The sequence below is a fragment of the Sphingobacterium sp. 2149 genome (assembly GCF_031455655.1).
Classification (GTDB): Bacteria; Bacteroidota; Bacteroidia; order Sphingobacteriales; family Sphingobacteriaceae; genus Sphingobacterium.
In genome coordinates, this window is sequence record NZ_JAVDTD010000010.1 from 120,975 (window position 1) to 139,869 (window position 18,895).

Here is an 18,895-nt window from a genome sequence, read left to right on the forward strand (position 1 = left end):
AAGGAATAATTGAAAAAACGAAAATTGAAAGTGAATATATTCCTATTGTTAGGTTAGATTTTCCTGCTTTATTTTTAGGGTTCGATAGACCAGCTCGGTAAATAACGGAGAAAGGACATGATCTTTTCCTTATAAATAGCCGTATTCAATTTAAAAAAATAGGCACCTTTCTTCGAGTTTTCTTTATCCTTTTCTTGGAGCTTGATGATAAGATCTGAAGATAGCAGCTTTCGGCTGAAATTGCGCTTATCCAGCTCGATATTATACACGCCTTCATAGAGCGCAGCAATTTGGGGAATGGTAAATTTCTCGGGTAGCAATTCAAATAATATGGGATATAACGCTGCTTTCATGCGTAGGCGGTGCTGCGCTGAAGTAATCATCTGGTCGTGGTCGAAGATAAGTGCCGGGCGCTCTTGCAAAGGAAACCATTTTGCTTCGTAATCATCACTGAGGATATGTTTGTATTGCTGCGTATCAATCAGGGCAAAGTAACAGATGCTGACAACGCGATCGTTAGGTTCGCGGGTAGGCTCCCCAAATACACTACATTGCTCCATATATACATTTTCAAGTCCTGTTAGCTGTCTCAGCACTCTGCTTGCAGCTTCTTCAGGACTTTCATTGGATTGAACGAAACCTCCCATTAGGCTCCATTTATTTCTTTCTGGTTCGAAATCGCGTTTAATTAAAAGTACTTCTAGGGATTCGCCGTTAAATCCAAATATGATACAGTCTACAGCCAAAAGGATCCCTGAATCTTTTTTATAATATTCCATTGTCTATCGTTTTATCGTTTTATCTGACTTCACTCCACCAATTCCATGAGCAAAACTATGTAAAAAAGTAAATAGCTAAAAATAAGTACAATAATTGGCTGACATACTCCTTTAAACGGTCTTATATGCCTATATCAGGATGTGGGGTCAATCATAATTTGCTGCTATGAAGTTAGATCAATTTTTTAAATATGAAAATTTTCTTTCATATTTAAAAAATTAAATGTTTATTTGACACTAATTATTTTTTTCAATGCTAACTTTAGAGATGGAAAATTGAAAAGTAAGACGTTAAGAACAATTATAAGTTATAAACCAAATTCAGCAAAAATGAATAAATCGCATGTCATTGGGGTGGACTATGGAAGTGATTCGGTCCGTTCGGTATTGGTCGATGCTAACAATGGCGAGGAAATCGCTTCTTCGGTATTTTACTACCCGCGTTGGAAAAGAGGTGAGTATTGTGATGCTGCTTTAAGTCAGTTCAGGCAACACCCTTTGGATTACATCGAAGGATTGGAAGCGACCATAAAAGATTGCTTAAGCAAATCGGGATTAAGCAATATAGGTGAAACCGTAAGAGCGATTTCCGTTGATACAACGGGGTCTACTCCAGTTGCCGTAAATGAAAAGGGCATTCCGTTAGCTTTACTGCCAGAGTTTGAGCACAACCCCAATGCCATGTTCGTATTATGGAAAGATCATACTGCCGTTCAGGAGGCCAAGGAGATTAACCTTTATAATCAAAATAGTTCAGTCGATTATCTGAAGTATGTGGGGGGCGTCTATTCTTCGGAATGGTTCTGGGCCAAATTGCTTCATGTTTTTAGGGCTGATGAAAAGGTGCGTGCCGCTACATACAGCTGGGTGGAGCATTGCGATTACATTCCTTTTTTATTAACTGGAGGAACAGATGTAGCTGCTATGAAACGTGGTGTCTGTTCGGCTGGTCACAAATCGCTTTGGGCTGAAGAATTTGGTGGATTGCCACCTAATTCCTTTTTTTCGTCGCTAGACCCCTTGTTGGACGGTATAGTAGACCGACTGTTTTCCGAAACCTATACGGCCGATAAAGCTGCTGGTCAACTTTCGGAAGAATGGGCACAACGATTGGGGCTGACGACGTCGGTCGTTGTCGGTGTAGGTGCTTTTGACTGTCATATGGGTGCGGTTGGGGGGCAAATTGAACCGTATTATTTAAGTAAGGTGATGGGAACATCTACTTGCGACATGCTAGTTGCCCCAAAGGAGGAAGTACAGCATACTTTGGTGAAGGGGATCTGTGGTCAGGTAGATGGTTCGATTATTCCGGGAATGATTGGCATGGAGGCCGGACAGTCTGCATTTGGTGATGCTTACGCATGGCTGAAGCAAGTGTTATTGTGGCCAACGAAGAATTTAATACAAGAGGTTGAAGGTATGTCTGAGGACAACCGTGAACAGTTGATCGCCACATTGGAAGATAAGCTATTGTTTCGGTTAAGTGAGCAGGCTGCGTTGCTTCCGGTAACAGAAGCGTCTGAATTAGCAATTGACTGGCTCAATGGTCGCCGCACACCCGATGCAGATCAATCCTTGCAGGGTGCAATTACGGGCTTACACCTCGGAACTGATGCTCCACGTATTTTCAGGGCGATTGTCGAAGCAACATGTTTCGGAGCAAAGGCGATTGTGGACCGTTTTGTCGCTCAGGGTATTCCTGTGAAAGGTTTGATTGGTTTGGGCGGTGTCGCAAAAAAATCACCTTTTATTATGCAAATGATGGCAAATGTAATGAATATGCCGATTCGTATCCATAAAAGTGAGCAGACGTGCGCTATCGGCGCAGCGATGTTTGCCGCCACGGCAGCGGGTTTATATGACCGGGTCGAAGATGCGATGAAAGCGATGGGGCAAGGCTTTGAACAAACCTATATACCAGAGGAAAAATGGGTGCCAATGTATGCTAAACGCTACGAACGTTACCGTGCTTTGGGTGCTTTCGTAGAAGGAAAAGAATTGCGTGCCCTTACTGTTTAACCATTCAAATTTAATCATGTATAATTCAATTAAAGAGGAAGCATATCATTGCAATATGCAATTGCCCCAATTGGGCTTAGTGCTTTTTACATTTGGAAATGTGAGTGTGGTCGATCGTCAGCATGGTGTATTTGCTATTAAACCTAGTGGCGTTCCCTATGAAGAACTTTCGCCAGAGCATATGGTAATTGTAGATTTTGACGGTCGAATCATTGAAGGTGATCTCCGCCCGTCGTCCGATACAAAGACGCATGCGCTGCTCTACAAACACTGGGAAGAGATTGGAGGTATAACCCATACACACTCAACCTATGCCACAGCATGGGCACAAGCGCAGCGGGATATTCCTATTTTTGGTACCACACACGCCGATCACCTGACAAAAGATATTCCATGTGCTCCACCGATGAGCGATGAAATGATTGCAGGAAACTATGAACATGAAACAGGCTTTCAGATTATCAATCATTTTAGTGAGAACAAGCTAGACTATCAAGAAGTGGAAATGATTCTCGTTGGCAACCATGCTCCATTTGCCTGGGGTAAAACTGGAGCAAAATCTGTGTATAACAGTGCGGTGCTGGAACAGGTTGCTAAAATGGCCTGGCTAACAGAACAGATCAATCCGAAAGCCGCTCGATTAAAAGCTGCTTTGGTTAAAAAGCATTATGAACGGAAGCATGGTGCTAATTCCTATTATGGTCAATAATGTTTGAGTAATAAAAAATCTATAGAAAAACTACAATTTAACATGAATATCAATTTAAAAGAACTAGAGGTCTGGTTTGTCGTGGGGAGCCAAGACCTGTATGGAGAGGAGACTTTAAGACAAGTTGCTCTACATGCAGAAGAGATAGCCAATTACCTTCATACGCAAAAAGCGATTCCGGTAGGAGTAAAATATAAACCGATCGTAAAGAATACGGATGAGATATATACCACATTAGCTGCCGCCAATAGTGCAGAAAATTGTATAGGCGTCATCACATGGATGCATACATTTTCCCCAGCAAAGATGTGGATTAGAGGTTTAAAGGCATTACAAAAACCACTGCTACATCTGCATACGCAGTACAACCAGGATATTCCATGGAATAGTATCGATATGGATTTTATGAATCTCAATCAAAGTGCTCATGGAGATCGCGAATTTGGACATATCGTTAGCCGCCTAAAGATAGCGCGTAAAGTCGTGACTGGCCATTGGCAAGATGCGGAGGTGCTTGAACGGATCAATGTTTGGGCTCGCGCGGCAGCTGGGTGGCATGACTGGCAGGGCGCAAAATTTGCACGATTTGGTGACAATATGCGCTATGTGGCGGTTACAGACGGCGATAAAGTGGAAGCGGAGTCGAGATTTGGCTTTTCGGTAAATACTTACGCCATCGGTGATTTAGTAGAGGTTATCAACGCTAGTACTGAAGCGGAAATTGAAGCATTGCTGGCGGAGTACGAATCGGCTTATGAGTTGGCCGAAAATGTAAAAGCTGGCGGAGCGTTTCATACGAACTTAATCGAGGCCGCTAAAATCGAAATTGGTTTAAGGAAGTTTTTGGAACAAGGAAACTTTAAAGGTTTCACGGATACTTTTGAGGATCTGCATGGTATGGTGCAACTTCCGGGCTTGGCAGTACAGCGATTAATGGCTGAGGGATATGGTTTTGCAGGTGAAGGAGATTGGAAGACTCCAGCTTTGGTGCGTGCATGTAAAGTGATGGGAGCAGGATTACCAGGAACCACTGCATTTATGGAAGACTATACTTATCATTTTGATCCACAGAATCCAATGGTACTTGGTTCACATATGTTAGAAGTAGACCCGGCATTAGCAACCGGAAAACCGCGTATCGAAGTGCATCCGCTAGGGATTGGTGGCAAGGCGGACCCTGCCCGTTTGGTATTCAACGGTCAGAGCGGAAATGCACTGAATGCTTCATTGGTCGATATGGGAACGCGCTTTCGTTTGATCGTTAATAAGGTACAAGGTGTTTCCGTGGAAGAGGATTTACCAAAGCTTCCCGTCGCACGCGTGTTATGGAAACCGCTACCTGATATGAAAACAGGTTGCAGCGCCTGGATTGTAGCTGGAGGTGCTCACCATACCGCTTACAGTTTGAGCTTGACGCCTGAATATCTCGAAGATTTTGCGCGTATTGCCGGACTGGAATATGTTTTGATCGATGAGGAGACTACGCTAGCGAAACTCGAAGATCAATTAAAATGGAATGAACTTTATTATTTACTCAGTAAATAATAACTTAAGCCATTTATGTGCTTCTCTCGTGAAGGCATAAATGGCTTATTTATAATAACCAATTTGGGAAATATGGAAAAATTTGCAACGGTAGATTACGTCATCTTTGTAATTTACTTCTTTATCGTAGCTGGCTATGGCTACTGGATTTATCGTAAAAAGACCAATAGTTTGAGCAGTAGCAAGGACTACTTTTTGGCGGAAGGATCACTTACCTGGTGGGCCATAGGCTCTTCATTGATTGCTTCAAACATCTCGGCTGAACAATTTATCGGGATGAGCGGTAACGGCTTTGAGGTTGGTATTGCTGTGGCGGCATATGAGCTTATTGCGGCGGTAGCGCTAATTATTGTGGCGGTTTGGTTTATACCGGTCTATTTGAAAAATAAGATTTTCACCATGCCCCAGTTTCTGAATAATCGATACAATGAAACGACAAGTCTTATCATGGCAATTTTCTGGTTGTTTTTATATGTTTTTGTCAACCTGACATCGATTTTGTATTTAGGGGCAATTGCCATTTCGAGTATGGCCGGTGGCGGAGATAGCTTTCATACAATAACAGTCGCTTTAGCTGTATTTGCGGTGATTATTACCCTAGGTGGAATGCGTGTTATTGGTTTTACGGATGTTATTCAGGTTGTTGTGTTGATTATTGGTGGTATAGCTACGACCTATGTAGCGTTGACTTTAGTCAGCGAACATTTTGGTTTAGGAAAAGATGCGTTAGCTGGATTTAACAAACTGATGGAAGACTCTCCGGAGCATTTCAACCTTTTTGTTGATAAACCTGGACCAGGCGCCAGTCAGGAGGATATTAATAAATATCTGATGTTACCTGGAATAGGGATGTACCTAGCGGGAATCTGGATAGTCAATTTAAATTACTGGGGTTGCAATCAATATATCACGCAACGCGCTTTGGGTGCTGATTTGAAGACTGCGCGAACGGGAATTCTCTTTGCGGGATTTCTAAAATTGTTTATGCCAATTATTGTCATGCTTCCAGGCATAGCTGCTTATGTGCTCTATAAAAATGGGGCATTACAACAAGAAATGGCTCCTGGGGGGGTGTTTCATGCCGATAATGCATATTCAGCAATTTTGGGCTATTTGCCAAATGGTATGAAAGGACTTGCATTAGCTGCCTTAACAGCTGCTATTGTTGCTGGATTAGCAGGAAAAGCAAATAGTATCGCAACAATCTTCACATTGGATATTTTTAAAAAATATATCAATAAAGATGCGAGTGAAGCTAAAATGGTCTGGGTAGGAAAGATAACGATCGTTATCTCTATTCTACTTTCTGTGCTGTTTACATGGAATGATGCGCTGGGTATCGGCGGGGCCGGAGGATTTACATTCATTCAAAAATATACCGGTTTTATTAGTCCTGGGGTTTTTGCGATGTTTTTGTTGGGTATGTTTTGGAAAAGAACCACCGGAGCGGCGGCTATCACTGGACTGATCACTGGATTTGCGTTGTCTATATTCTTCAACGAGTTTGCAACGAAAGTTTTTGGACCAGAGACATGGATCTATACTGCGTATCTGAATAAAGCTGGTGTATATGAAATTCCGTTCCAGATCTGTATGGGGTTAGCTTTTGTATTTACTATGATCGCTATGATTGCCGTTAGCTTATTCGGACCGAAGGTTAATCCAAAAGCTTTCGTCTTGGATCGATCGATGTTCAAAGTAGAACCATCCGTATTGGCATTAATTGTCGTGACTTTATTATTGGTCACTGCTATTTATGTGCGTTTTTGGTAGCATTAACGCTATTTGATTAAATAAATGATTATGAACCATTCCTAATTGAAATTAGGAAGCCTCCATCAAAACGATGGAACAAAACTTAATTGCAGATGAATAAGAAAATTATTATTGGTTTGTTGACCTGTGCTTCATTAGCTTATGGCTGTCAGTCCCCGTCAACTCAAAATAAGCCGGCATCGACATTGGCTGATTCTTCTTCCAACCAGGCTTTTGACAGCCAGATTGATGGTAAAGAGGTTAAACTATTCCAGCTTAAGAATGACAAACTTGCCATTACCTTGACAAATTATGGTGCACGCTTGGTGAGTTTAAATGTTCCTAATAAGGATGGTCAAATGACAGATGTGATTTTGGGTTACGATTCAGCTAATGAATACAAGGAAAACTATAATAATTTTTATGGGGCTATTGTTGGACGGTATGGTAATCGGATTGGTAAAGCTTCGTTTAAGCTGAATGGAGAGGTATATTCTTTGGAAAAGAATGATGGAGAAAATTCCCTTCATGGTGGTACAAATGGTGTGTATAATAAAGTTTGGGACGTCGTTAGTAGCACGGCAACATCCATTACATTGGCTTATACTTCACCCGATAAAGAAGCTGGTTATCCGGGGACAGTCAAGATGGAGGTAACTTACACCTTGGACGACAATGGGTTGGCTATAGACTATCAAGCAACAACGGATAAGGAGACCGTATTGAACCTTACCAACCACGCTTACTTTAATCTTAATGGGGCCGGTGATTCTTCGATTTTGGATCACGAACTTCAGGTTGATGCAAAGGCGATTACAGAAGTTGACGACAGCTTGATTCCAACAGGAAAGAGTTTGCCGGTAGCGGGTACAGCATTCGATTTTAAGAAGCCGGCACGTATTGGTGCTCGGATTGAGGATGAAAATGCGCAGCTAAAGATCGGAAAGGGCTATGATCATAATTTTGAACTTGATAAGAAAGATGGTTTCCAAAAGGTTGCTCAGGTGTATACAAGCAAGACTGGTATTGCAATGGAAGTCTATACGACCGAACCTGGTTTGCAGTTTTACAGTGGCAATTTTATGAAGGATACAGACCCTAAAGGGAAAGCAGGAAAAGTCTATCCATTCCGTTCGGCATTCTGTTTGGAAACGCAACATTTTCCAGATGCACCGAATCATCCCAATTTTGCATCGACAGTATTAAAGCCTGGAGAGCAATATAGCTCCAAAACGACTTATAAATTTATCGTGAAAAAGTAAAGTCAATATAGGATGAAGCTAAGATTTACATTAGGCGTTGTATTCGCGCTGGTCAATGGGCTACTCCATGGACAGAGTAGTGTCAAATTGCAAACTCCGCAGCAAGAGCAGATTATAAGTCGACATATATATGGTCATTTTGCTGAACATTTGGGCCGCTGCATTTATGATGGATTTTATGTTGGTGAAAAAAATGACTCGATTCCCCATGCTGATGGCGTTCGGAAAGATGTTATCGAAGCCCTCAAAAATTTGAACATCCCCAATCTACGTTGGCCCGGTGGCTGTTTTGCCGATACGTATCATTGGAAGGATGGAGTTGGCCCCAAAGCCCAACGTCCTGCTATGGTTAATAACTGGTGGGGTGGCGTGACAGAGGATAATTCATTCGGAACGCATGATTTTTTAAATATGTGTGAATTGCTTGGGGCAGAACCTTATCTAGCTGGTAATGTTGGTAGTGGTGAGGTGCAGGAGCTTGCTGATTGGGTTCAATATGTAAACTTTAAAGGAGAAAGCCCCATGTCAGATTGGAGACGTAAAAATGGACGGCAGGAACCTTGGAAGGTTAAATTTTGGGGTGTAGGAAATGAAGCTTGGGGCTGTGGTGGAAATATGACTGCCGATTATTATACTGATATCTACCGCAAATACGCGACTTTCATGTCGGATTGGACGAATGGGAGTGGTCTATATCGAATTGCTTCTGGAGCCAATAGTGCAGATTACAATTGGACCGAAACACTCATGAAGAAAATTCCAAGTGGTTTGATGAAAGGTATGGGATTACATCACTATGCGGTCATCAACTGGGATAAGAAAGGCTCTGCAACGAAATATTCGGAAGAGGAGTATTTCAAGACCATGAAATCAGCTTGGTTTATGAATGAACTAGTGGAGAAGAATATTGCCATCATGGACAAATACGATCCAAAAGGACTGATAGATCTAATCGTAGACGAGTGGGGGGGCTGGTATGAGGTCGAATCAGGGACGAACCCTGGCTTTCTCTACCAACAGAACACCATGCGTGATGCTATGATTGCTGGTATGACATTGAATATCTTTAATAATCATGCTCGTCGGGTTAAGATGGCCAATTTAGCCCAGGCAGTAAATGTATTACAAGCGGTTATTCTTACGGAAGGGAAGAATATGATTTTGACGCCTACGTACCATGTCATGGAAATGTATAAGGTACATCAGGACGCTAAATTAATTCCTGTATCGCTGCAATCGACTGATTTTGAATTTAATAAAGAGAAGATACCGGCAGTTTCGGTTTCAGCCTCACAGGACAAACAAGGCCGTACACATATTTCCCTTGTGAATATTGACCCAAAAAAGAAAAATAAGGTGCAGGTGGATTTGGGCTCGTTTAAAGCCGGAAAAGTAACTGGTAGAATACTTACCGCTGAGCATCTGCGCGATTATAATTCGTTCGACAAACCGACAACGATTACACCTGCCGTGTACAATAAGGCGAAGGTTGTTAATGGTACCGTTGAAGTAGATATTCCTGCTTTTTCAGTAATCGTATTGGAATTAACCTAAGATAGTTTTAAAACTCATTAATTAAACATTAATGATCAAATAATTATATAGATGAAGAAAGTTGTATCGTTGATGGTAGCGCTAGCGGGTTTAGGCTTTTCAGCTGCGGCGCAGACACCAATAGCATTAAATATTCAGTTAGATAAGCCCTCGGGGAAAATATCGCCACATATGTGGGGCGTGTTTTTTGAAGACATTAACTTGGGCGCTGATGGGGGAATCTATGCTGAATTGGTGAAGAATAGATCCTTTGAATTTGATGAACCTTGGATGGGCTGGAAGAAGCTCGAAAATGGTGTTGAGGGGACTTATTTGCTGGTGAATGACAGTAAGCGGAAGGGAAATAAACGTTATTTAAGATTAAATAATGCGGGCAATCTAAAATTAGGATTGCAAAATGAAGGCTTTAGGGGAATGGGGGTAAAAGCGGGAGGAGCATATGAGTTTTCTTTACAGTACCAAAGTACTGCGAAAGGAATGACAATCCACGTTGAACTGCTTGATCCTCAAAATAAGGTAATCGGAGCCGCTGAACTTCCTCTTGATCCCGTCGCATCGTGGTCGGAAGCTGCGGTTAAATTTCCTGTTAACCAAACAACAGAAAAGGCTAAATTAAATGTTTGGTTTAAAGGTGAGGGCACTTTAGACGTCGATATGTTGTCTTTGTTTCCCGTCGACACTTGGAAAGGGAGACGAAAGGGATTACGCAAAGACATGGTTCAAATGCTTGCAGATATGAAACCTGGTTTTATCCGGTTTCCGGGAGGTTGTATTGTGGAAGGTAGAGATTTGGCCAATCGATTTCAATGGAAAAAAACGGTTGGTCCAATTAGTGAACGAGAACTGATTATTAACCGTTGGAATACTGAATTTAAACATCGTTTAACGCCAGATTATTTCCAAACTTTTGGCTTAGGTTTCTTCGAATATTTTTTATTGGCAGAAGATATCGGCGCCACTGCGGTGCCCATCCTTAATTGTGGGATGGCGTGTCAGTTTAATACAGGCGAAGTTGTACCATTAGATGAGTTAGATGAGTATGTTCAGGATGCCTTGGATCTGATTGAATTTGCCAACGGATCTACTGCTACAAAATGGGGTAAATTGCGTGCAGAAATGGGGCATCCTGAGCCATTTCATCTCAAAATGTTAGGCGTAGGCAATGAAAATTGGGGACCTCAATATATTGAACGTCTGGCCATCTTTAAGAAGGCATTGAACGAAAAGCATCCAGAGATCAAAATTATAGCGAGTTCAGGTACCGATCCAGAGGGGGATCGCTTTGATTTCTTAGATGATAAGTTGCGTGCCATGAATATCGATATCATCGATGAACATTATTATCGCCCACCGTCCTGGTTTCTTTCAAGTGCGAGCCGTTATGACAATTACAACCGAAACGGCGCAAAGATTTTTGCGGGCGAATACGCTTCACATACGACACGACCAAATGGTCCTGGAAAAAGTACGTGGGAGGCAGCACTTTCTGAAGCTGCATTCATGACTGGTCTTGAACGAAATGGTGATGTGGTTGAAATGGCATCTTATGCGCCATTGTTTGGTCATGTTGATGGGTGGCAATGGTCGCCGGATCTAATTTGGGTTGATAATCTGCAAGTATATGGTACACCTAGCTACCAGGTTCAAAAGTTGTATGCAACCAACAGGGGCACAGCTATTATTCCGATTATGCATGACGGTGAATCCGTTGCGGGTAAAGATAGTTTGTATGCATCTGCAGTTTATGACGAGTCTTCAAAGGAATTGATTGTGAAAGTTGTCAATTACAATAGTCAGCCGAAAAAAGTTAATCTTGATGTAGTTTCCAAGAAGAAGTTAACGGCCACGGCACAGCTTGTTACGCTGGCCAATCCCGATCTAAATGTCAGTAATAGTTTGGAAGAACCATTAAATATTCGTCCAAAGGAAAGTACTGTTGTTTATAATGGGAAAAAACTTGTTCAAACTTTTGCACCATACTCCTTTACGCTGATTAGACTGTCTACGAAATAGGCAGCAAAACCATCTAATCAATCGTTGATAGAGGTAAAGCAACCGAACCTGTCGATTAATGAAATAAGTTGAATATGCGTTAAGGAAGCCATCAGTTTACTGATGGCTTCCTTGTTTTCCTTATGGACATAGGGATATAAAATTGAACTTTCGGAAAGAGATTTTTAACAATTTGGTGTTAATTCGACCTGTTAACCGAAGAGGTTACCGGTAAATTTTACTTTGATTCCCAACTGAAAGTTAGTGATCGTTTTAAATATCTCTTTGATGGTTGCTTTTTCAATATTTGTCAGGCTGTCCATCGGTACATAATTGTTTGGACTCAGTTTGGCTATTCTAATCTGATTTGCTTGATTTTTCAGACGAATCGACATCAGATAATAATAGGATTGATGTAATTCTTCATATTGTTCTTGTGTGAATATTCCTAATTCTAATAGCTGTTTGAGCCTACCACCAGTGTTTTCTTCATAAATTCGGTTTTTGAGCGCGTATACGCGGACCAAGTCAACAATAGGCGTCATTGCTTTTTTTATATTGAATACTTCGGATGATCCTATAGTTTGGGTTTTTATCGCTTTAAAAAATGTTAGCGGTGGCTCATATTGAAGGGCATTTTTTGCTATAAAGGTAAAAAAGCGATCATTTGGCCGCTGTAATTCAATATTGAGAAATTCTTTAAGCTGATTAATAATACCTTGATCGCCATACAAGCGTCTGCAGTCGAAAAAAGTTGAAAACTTAATCGCATTTTCAGGAATACTTTCTTCAATCCATTTTTTGTAGTTGTTTTTCCAATGGGATAGGGAGTGTGTCCATTCGGGATTGCTGGCCATATATCCGCCCGTACAGTAGCTAAAACCTATTGTATTTAGATGATCTGACACCCGGGTAGCAAAATTTAAAAAATATTCTCGGACGAGTTCACGATGTTCGTTTGCCTTATCTTCATAGATAATGGCATTATCCTGATCCGTCATTAATGTTTGCTCTTTTCTCCCTTCACTGCCAGTCACCATAAAGACAAATTTAGCAGGCGGTTCGCCCATTTCTCCGATGACTTTTTCGATTACCTTTAGTGCAATACTGTCTGCTACGGTTGTGATTACCTGATTGGCAATTTCAGCATTTACGCCTCTGCCAAGCAACTGATGGATAATCTCGGGAACGTTGTTCCACTTTTCATGCAATTCATTGAGTGTTTCTGCAAGCTTGACAGATTGAATAAAAACAAGTGGAGATTGCCCCTGTTCGCTTAATAATCTGTTGCGGCTTAAAAATCCAACGTAGTTTCCTTCTTTTTCAACCAGCAGGTATCTGGATTTTGTCCGGAACATTTTTAATACTGCTTCATAAAGATAAGATTGATCTGAAATGCTAACAATAGGGTTGTCCATGACTTCCATAATTTCGTGGTCGACTGGTACCTGTTTAGCAACTACATTATCGCGCAAGGTCATATCGGTTACATAACCAATAATGCTGTTATCATCTTTTATGAACAGGCAGCTCACCTTTTGATTCGCCATAGTCTTCGCAACTTCATAGATGGGCGTTTGAGGAGAGCAAGCAACAATATCTTTGTAGGTGATGTGTTCGATCTTTCTTGAATATAATTGATCTGCAGCAAAATAGCTTTCTTCAAAGGAAGCTGGAGATTTGACAAAATGGGAAAATTCTTCATCCAACATTCTTCTTCCAAAAGAATTAGTGAAAAAATGAAAAAATTCTTCATTAGCGTTACAAAGCTCGATAAAGTTTTTCCTAGGTAACCGATAGATAATTGTACCTTTTTTGGCAATTACGGATTTTAATGCTTTTGTTCTATTTAAGAGCACGGATATTCCGCCAAAACAATAGGGTTTATGGTGAATTTCTATTAATCTTTTGTTGTCTAAATCGTCCAAGAAAAATGTTTCATATTCACCTTCATAGATTAAGTCTACCCCATCCATGTCTGTAATGCTTTGTCGATAAACAAGCGTGTCTTTGGAGAAGCGGTACTCATTGAATATATCAACAATACTGAGCTGCAGGGATTCGGGCAGTGCCTGAAATGGAGGGGTAGATTTTAGTGTAGAAAGGATAATCTCGGAATTTTTCATTAGGAAAAAATTAAAAGATGTTATGAAATTCTATTTGCTGGTTAAGGATATCTTGATGAGTTAAATCCTTTCGTTGAATCATTTCAAAATAACATTTAGCTGTTATCTCAGCGTCCTTTTCTGCATCGTGTAAATGTTCCGGTGGAGACAAGAATAGGGATTCATGTAACAGCGACAGTGGAAGATGTACCATATTTGGATTTCTAACATACCTTTTGCTATGTAAAAGTGTACAAAAATAATCTATTTCACCAAACGGAAGCGCAAGGTTCGATCGGTAGAATTCCGCAGATAATACTTGTAAATCAAAGGAAAGGAAATGTCCAACAATCTGAGGTTTATATTTTTTGATGTCATGACTGAGCTTGCGCAACACTTCTTTTTTCTTCTCACCATATTGCCTTAAGAAAGGGGGCGTCAACCCATGGATTTGCTCTGATGCCGGACTGATCGGAATGAGTGGTTCGTAGATATATTTATTGCTCCGTTTGATCTCATTTTGGGCTTCGTCAAAAATGATCCAGGCCAATTGCAGTACATGTGGCCAATTATCGCTTTCTGTGTACCTTTTATTCCATTTTTTCGGTAGGCCAGACGTTTCTGTATCTAGAAATAGCAAATATTTTTTCAATGAATTATTGTTGAGTATGCTCTAAAATACTAAAATATTCTAGTTAATAATAGAGAAATCTGCATTTGTAAAGCATCTCCTTTGTAAAAAACGAGATACGAATTTTAATGTTTGAAATTTTATATGTAAAATTAACATTTATTAGTGAATTATAAATAACCAATTATGTGCAAAAGACTATTATGCATGTTTCTTTTTGTCTTTTCAATACTTGCTGAACTTTATGCCGGAAATAAAAGTAGTACCGTTCGTTACACGATGGAAGGAATTGTAAATCAAGAACGGTTTCAATATGCAGTTGACCTGTTACAAAAAGAATTGATTAAATCAAGTGTTACCGACCATCTCGATATTGAGGTAAGTACGGCAGTACAAAGAAAATCTTTACCAGACTCAATCAGGAGTAAATTGATTGAAAAAGAACATTTTGTTCTATTTCGAAAGAGCAAAACAGATCCGATCACTTTGATCGGTACGGATGAATCGGGGGTTTTGTATGGCTGTATGGCGTTGCTGGCAGATAGGCATTGGCTGAACGTTGGGCCATTCTTTTTGGCCGATGGACCAAAAATGGTTATGCGTGGCACAAGCATTGGCCTTCAAAAAACTGCGTATTTGCCGGGGCATGATATTTACGAATATCCTTATACACCTGAATCTTTTCCATGGTTTTATGATAAAAAATTGTGGTTGAAGTATTTGGATATGATGGTTGAAAACAGGTACAATGCTTTGTATTTATGGAATGGGCACCCTTTTTCTTCATTGGTGAAATTAAAAGATTATTCTTATGCGCTTGAAGTGGATGAGACAACATTTGATAAAAACGAGGAGATCTATACTTTTTTGACAAAAGAAGCTAATAAAAGGGGTATTTGGATTATCCAGATGTTTTATAACATCATCCTGCCGAAGCCTTTTGCCGATCGTCATGGGTTAAAAACTCAAGAGCGCAATCGCGCTATTACACCGCTAATTTCTGATTACACCCGCAAAAGTATTGCTGCTTTTGTGGCTAAGTATCCAAACGTCGGATTACTAATCACGTTGGGCGAGGCAATGGAGGGAGTCGGTCAAGATGATATTAACTGGTTTACCAATACCATCATTCCGGGAGTACAGGACGGATTACATGCATCTGGTACTAATGGCGAGCCACCTATTATTTTAAGAGCCCACGACACTGATGCACCAGCTGTTATGAAAGCTGCATTACCAATTTATAAAAACCTCTATACTATGGCTAAATATAATGGTGAGGCGCTGACCACCTATACTCCAAGAGGGAAGTGGGCCGAGTTACATCGCTCTTTAAGTGCCATTGGTACAGTCCATATTCAGAATGTTCATATTTTAGCCAACTTGGAACCATTTAGATATGGCTCACCTGATTTTATCCAGAGATCGGTCAAAGCTATGCATGAAGTTCATCATTCAAACGGTATTCATATTTACCCCCAGGCATCTTACTGGGACTGGCCATATGCAGCAGACAAGGTAAATAATAGATTGCTTCAGGTAGATCGCGACTGGATGTGGTACAAGGCATGGTCACGATATGCTTGGAATGAAAATCGAGATTTGTCACAAGAGCAATCTTACTGGTCGAATGAACTTTCCCGATATTATGGTATTCCCGAGAAGGATGCACTGAATTTACTATTGGCTATCGAAGAAATTGGTGAGATATCGCCTAAAATACTTAGGCGATTTGGTATTACAGATGGTAATAGACAGACATCTTCACTCGGAATGCTGATGACGCAATTGATAAATCCTTATCGTTATGGTCTGTTTACTCTTCTTTATGAATCTGAAGCTCCTGAAGGAGAAATGATTATTGATTATGTCGAGAGAGATTACCACAAGGAAGGCCATGTTGGGGAGACACCTCTCCAAGTGTCGGAAGAAATTGTGAAACATGGAGATCGTGCAGCTGCGCTGATTAAGGAGTTAGGAAAACCAATGAAAAATGTTGCAGAATTTAATCGCTGGCTTACTGATATACGGATTCATCAATTGTTAGCCAATCATTATAGCTATAAGGTTAAGGCAGCTATTCAGCTGCTTCAATACAAGTATTCCCATGATCTTGGCGCGCTTCGGAAAGCGCTGCCCGATTTGGAGCAAAGTGTGACGGAATATCGAAAACTTACGGAGATCACAAATCAGGCCTATTTATATGCAAATAGCATGCAGACTAAACAACGTAAGATACCCATGCGCGGAGCTGATGCTTCGTTCATTCACTGGAAAGAGATGCTTCCTGTATTTGAAGCGGAGTTGAATAATTTTAAACATGCGATAGATTCTTTAGCTACAATTTCGGATGTCTATACACATGCCAAAGCGGTATTAAAGTCAGAAGAGATTACGTTTTTGGATGATCAGCAACTTATTCCATTGAAAAAGGGCGCAAAATTGTATGCAGATCAGGAGTTAGTTGTTACCCATCTGGCCAACGAATTGGAAGGACTGCAAGCGGTACAGATTAATACCGAAAAGCAAAAGCTTCAGGGAACACATCTTCGCTTTAAGAATAATAAAGCAGTGAAGATATTGATTGGTTATTTTAATAGTAATGACAAAGTTTTTGCGCCTAAACCTATACTGGAAATTGATGCAAGTGCAAATGATTTTGGTCAAGCAGAGGCAAGGATACGTAATGCTATACGAATACAATACATGCCGATGGTGGATATTCATACCTATTCCTTTCCTCCAGGGGTCAATGAGCTGAAGATTCCAAAAGGAGAGGTGCTTATTTTGGGTATAGTAGATCATGAGGAACTCTCTAATTCATATAATGCAGACGTGGACAATCAAGGAGATGATCTAGACGACTTGTTTGGCTATTATCGGGGAACCAAATTGTAAATACAACCATGTCCTTCAGGATAGTACAGGATAAACAACTTAAACGAAGTGGGTATTTTACGAGAACACAATACATCTACTTCAACTTTTTTGATATTAAATAAGGAATGAAAATTATAAAATCTATTCTTGCGCTTTTTTTCTGTGCGCTATCGTGTGTAAAGGCACAGCAGAAATTAGAAGATAAAGTTCACAGCTATGTTCAAGAGTTTAACAAAAACGATAACGAAGCAGTAATCAATAATATTCCGAATAAGGATGCCTATGACTGGATGATGGCTAATATTCCTTTATTTGACTGTCCGGATAAGGAAATCGAGCAAACCTATTATTTTCGATGGTGGTCTTACCGAAAACATATCAAATCGAGTCCGGAAGGCACCTTGGTGACCGAATTTATTGAGCCAGTGAAGCATGCTGGAAAATACAATTCAATCAGTTGTGCGCTCGGACACCATTTGTATGAAGGAAGGTGGATTCGTGACAATGCTTTTCTAAAAGAATACATCGACTTTTGGCTTTATCATGCAGACAAGAATCAATCGAAGCCAAGGTTTCATCAATTCAGTTCTTGGCTACCTGATGCCTTACTAGCTTATTGTAAAGTTAATCCTGATAATCAATATCTAAAAGACCGTCTATTGGATTTGGATTTGGATTTTGAAAAGTGGGAAAAAGAAAGAAAGACTAAAAATGGGCTCTTTTGGCAATTTGACGTTCAAGATGGTATGGAAGAGTCGGTGTCGGGTGGACGTAAGGTTCACAATATGCGTCCGTCAATCAATAGCTATATGTATGGAAACGCTGTAGCGATTGCGACAATTGCCAAATTGGTGTCTAATCCAAAATTAGAGAAAAAATACAATTCCTATGCACAGACTTTACGCCAATTGATATTGGATTCGCTTTGGGACAAAGAAGATCAATTTTTTAAAACAAAGATGGAAAAAGGGGAACTACACCCCACGCGGGAAGCAATCGGTTTTATCCCATGGTACTTTCATTTACCTCCGGATAGAACAGCTTATGGAAAAGCTTGGCTGCAGCTACCCGATACCGCAGGATTTAATGCACCTTGGGGAACAACAACGGCTGAGCGGCGTGAACCGACATTTCGAACCCGTGGTACTGGACATAGCTGTGAATGGGATGGTGCAATTTGGCCTTTTACAAGTTCACAGACCATCAGGGGGATGGCTAATTATTTAAGCGATTATAAAAGGAATAAAGCAGTTGACGCAAACGATTTATACGAGCAAATCCATAAATATGCCAAATCCCATGTTATGAATGGTAAACCCTACATCGGTGAATATCAAGATGAGAAAACTGGAGAATGGTTGAAGGGAGATCATCCGAGAAGTAAGTTTTATAACCATTCTACGTTTGCGGATGTCATTATTCAGGATCTAATTGGAATAAAACCACAGATTAATCCTATTCTTGAGATAAAACCGTTGATTTCGAAAGATCAATGGGACTACTTTTCACTCACCCAGTTAACGTATCACAATAAGAACATTGCTATTTACTGGGATGTCACTGGCGAGAAATATCACAAAGGCAAGGGACTGACCATCTATGTGGACGGTGTAAAGTCAATGCAAAAAAAGGTTTTAAAAAATTGTAAGATTAACTTAAAGTAA

The 18,895-nt window shown here is 40.5% G+C and carries 12 protein-coding genes; 9 read left to right on the forward strand and 3 right to left on the reverse strand.

Annotation, left to right across the window (positions count from 1 at the left end; translation table 11 throughout):
• Positions 1 to 74 precede the first annotated feature (74 nt).
• A complete protein-coding gene (locus tag J2X77_RS15605) occupies positions 75 to 779 on the reverse strand; it encodes an NrtR DNA-binding winged helix domain-containing protein (protein WP_209578175.1) in 705 nt (234 codons plus the stop codon).
• A 330-nt stretch (positions 780 to 1,109) separates the two neighbouring features.
• Between J2X77_RS15605 and J2X77_RS15610 the strand changes: the two genes are divergently transcribed.
• From J2X77_RS15610 to J2X77_RS15640, 7 genes are all read left to right on the forward strand, one after another.
• A complete protein-coding gene (locus J2X77_RS15610) occupies positions 1,110 to 2,798 on the forward strand; it encodes a ribulokinase (protein WP_209578176.1) in 1,689 nt (562 codons plus the stop codon).
• A 16-nt stretch (positions 2,799 to 2,814) separates the two neighbouring features.
• Entirely contained in the window at positions 2,815 to 3,507 is a 693-nt protein-coding gene (locus tag J2X77_RS15615; RefSeq protein WP_209578177.1) for an L-ribulose-5-phosphate 4-epimerase, read from the forward strand.
• A 42-nt stretch (positions 3,508 to 3,549) separates the two neighbouring features.
• Positions 3,550 to 5,052, forward strand: coding sequence for an L-arabinose isomerase (gene araA, locus J2X77_RS15620; protein WP_209578178.1), 1,503 nt, complete (start codon positions 3,550 to 3,552; stop codon positions 5,050 to 5,052).
• 72 nt (positions 5,053 to 5,124) lie between these two features.
• On the forward strand, positions 5,125 to 6,825 hold the full coding sequence (locus J2X77_RS15625) for a sodium:solute symporter family transporter (protein WP_209578179.1): 1,701 nt from the start codon (positions 5,125 to 5,127) through the stop codon (positions 6,823 to 6,825).
• Positions 6,826 to 6,920: 95 nt separating this feature from the next.
• The gene (locus J2X77_RS15630; RefSeq protein ID WP_209578180.1) at positions 6,921 to 8,069 is read left to right on the forward strand and encodes an aldose epimerase family protein; all 1,149 of its coding nucleotides are present in this window, start codon (positions 6,921 to 6,923) and stop codon (positions 8,067 to 8,069) included.
• 12 nt (positions 8,070 to 8,081) lie between these two features.
• Positions 8,082 to 9,623: an alpha-L-arabinofuranosidase C-terminal domain-containing protein gene (locus tag J2X77_RS15635; RefSeq protein ID WP_310081508.1), complete on the forward strand. Its 1,542-nt coding sequence runs from the start codon at positions 8,082 to 8,084 to the stop codon at positions 9,621 to 9,623.
• A 51-nt stretch (positions 9,624 to 9,674) separates the two neighbouring features.
• Positions 9,675 to 11,636 (forward strand): alpha-L-arabinofuranosidase C-terminal domain-containing protein, encoded by a 1,962-nt coding sequence (locus tag J2X77_RS15640; protein ID WP_310081510.1) that lies wholly within the window; start codon positions 9,675 to 9,677, stop codon positions 11,634 to 11,636.
• Between the two features lie 191 nt (positions 11,637 to 11,827).
• On the opposite strand, the gene J2X77_RS15645 is transcribed toward J2X77_RS15640, so the two are convergent.
• Both J2X77_RS15645 and J2X77_RS15650 read right to left on the reverse strand, forming a co-directional pair.
• Positions 11,828 to 13,741 carry a DUF294 nucleotidyltransferase-like domain-containing protein gene (locus J2X77_RS15645; RefSeq protein WP_310081512.1) on the reverse strand — a complete coding sequence of 638 codons (1,914 nt, stop codon included), beginning with the start codon at positions 13,739 to 13,741 and terminating at the stop codon, positions 11,828 to 11,830.
• Positions 13,742 to 13,751: 10 nt separating this feature from the next.
• Entirely contained in the window at positions 13,752 to 14,372 is a 621-nt protein-coding gene (locus tag J2X77_RS15650; RefSeq protein ID WP_209578184.1) for a 3'-5' exonuclease, read from the reverse strand.
• Positions 14,373 to 14,537: 165 nt separating this feature from the next.
• Here J2X77_RS15650 and J2X77_RS15655 point away from each other — a divergent pair, with 165 nt between their 5' ends.
• Both J2X77_RS15655 and J2X77_RS15660 read left to right on the forward strand, forming a co-directional pair.
• Positions 14,538 to 17,249, forward strand: a complete 2,712-nt coding sequence (locus J2X77_RS15655; protein ID WP_209578185.1) for a hypothetical protein — start codon at positions 14,538 to 14,540, stop codon at positions 17,247 to 17,249.
• 107 nt (positions 17,250 to 17,356) lie between these two features.
• Positions 17,357 to 18,895, forward strand: a complete 1,539-nt coding sequence (locus J2X77_RS15660; RefSeq protein WP_310081514.1) for an MGH1-like glycoside hydrolase domain-containing protein — start codon at positions 17,357 to 17,359, stop codon at positions 18,893 to 18,895.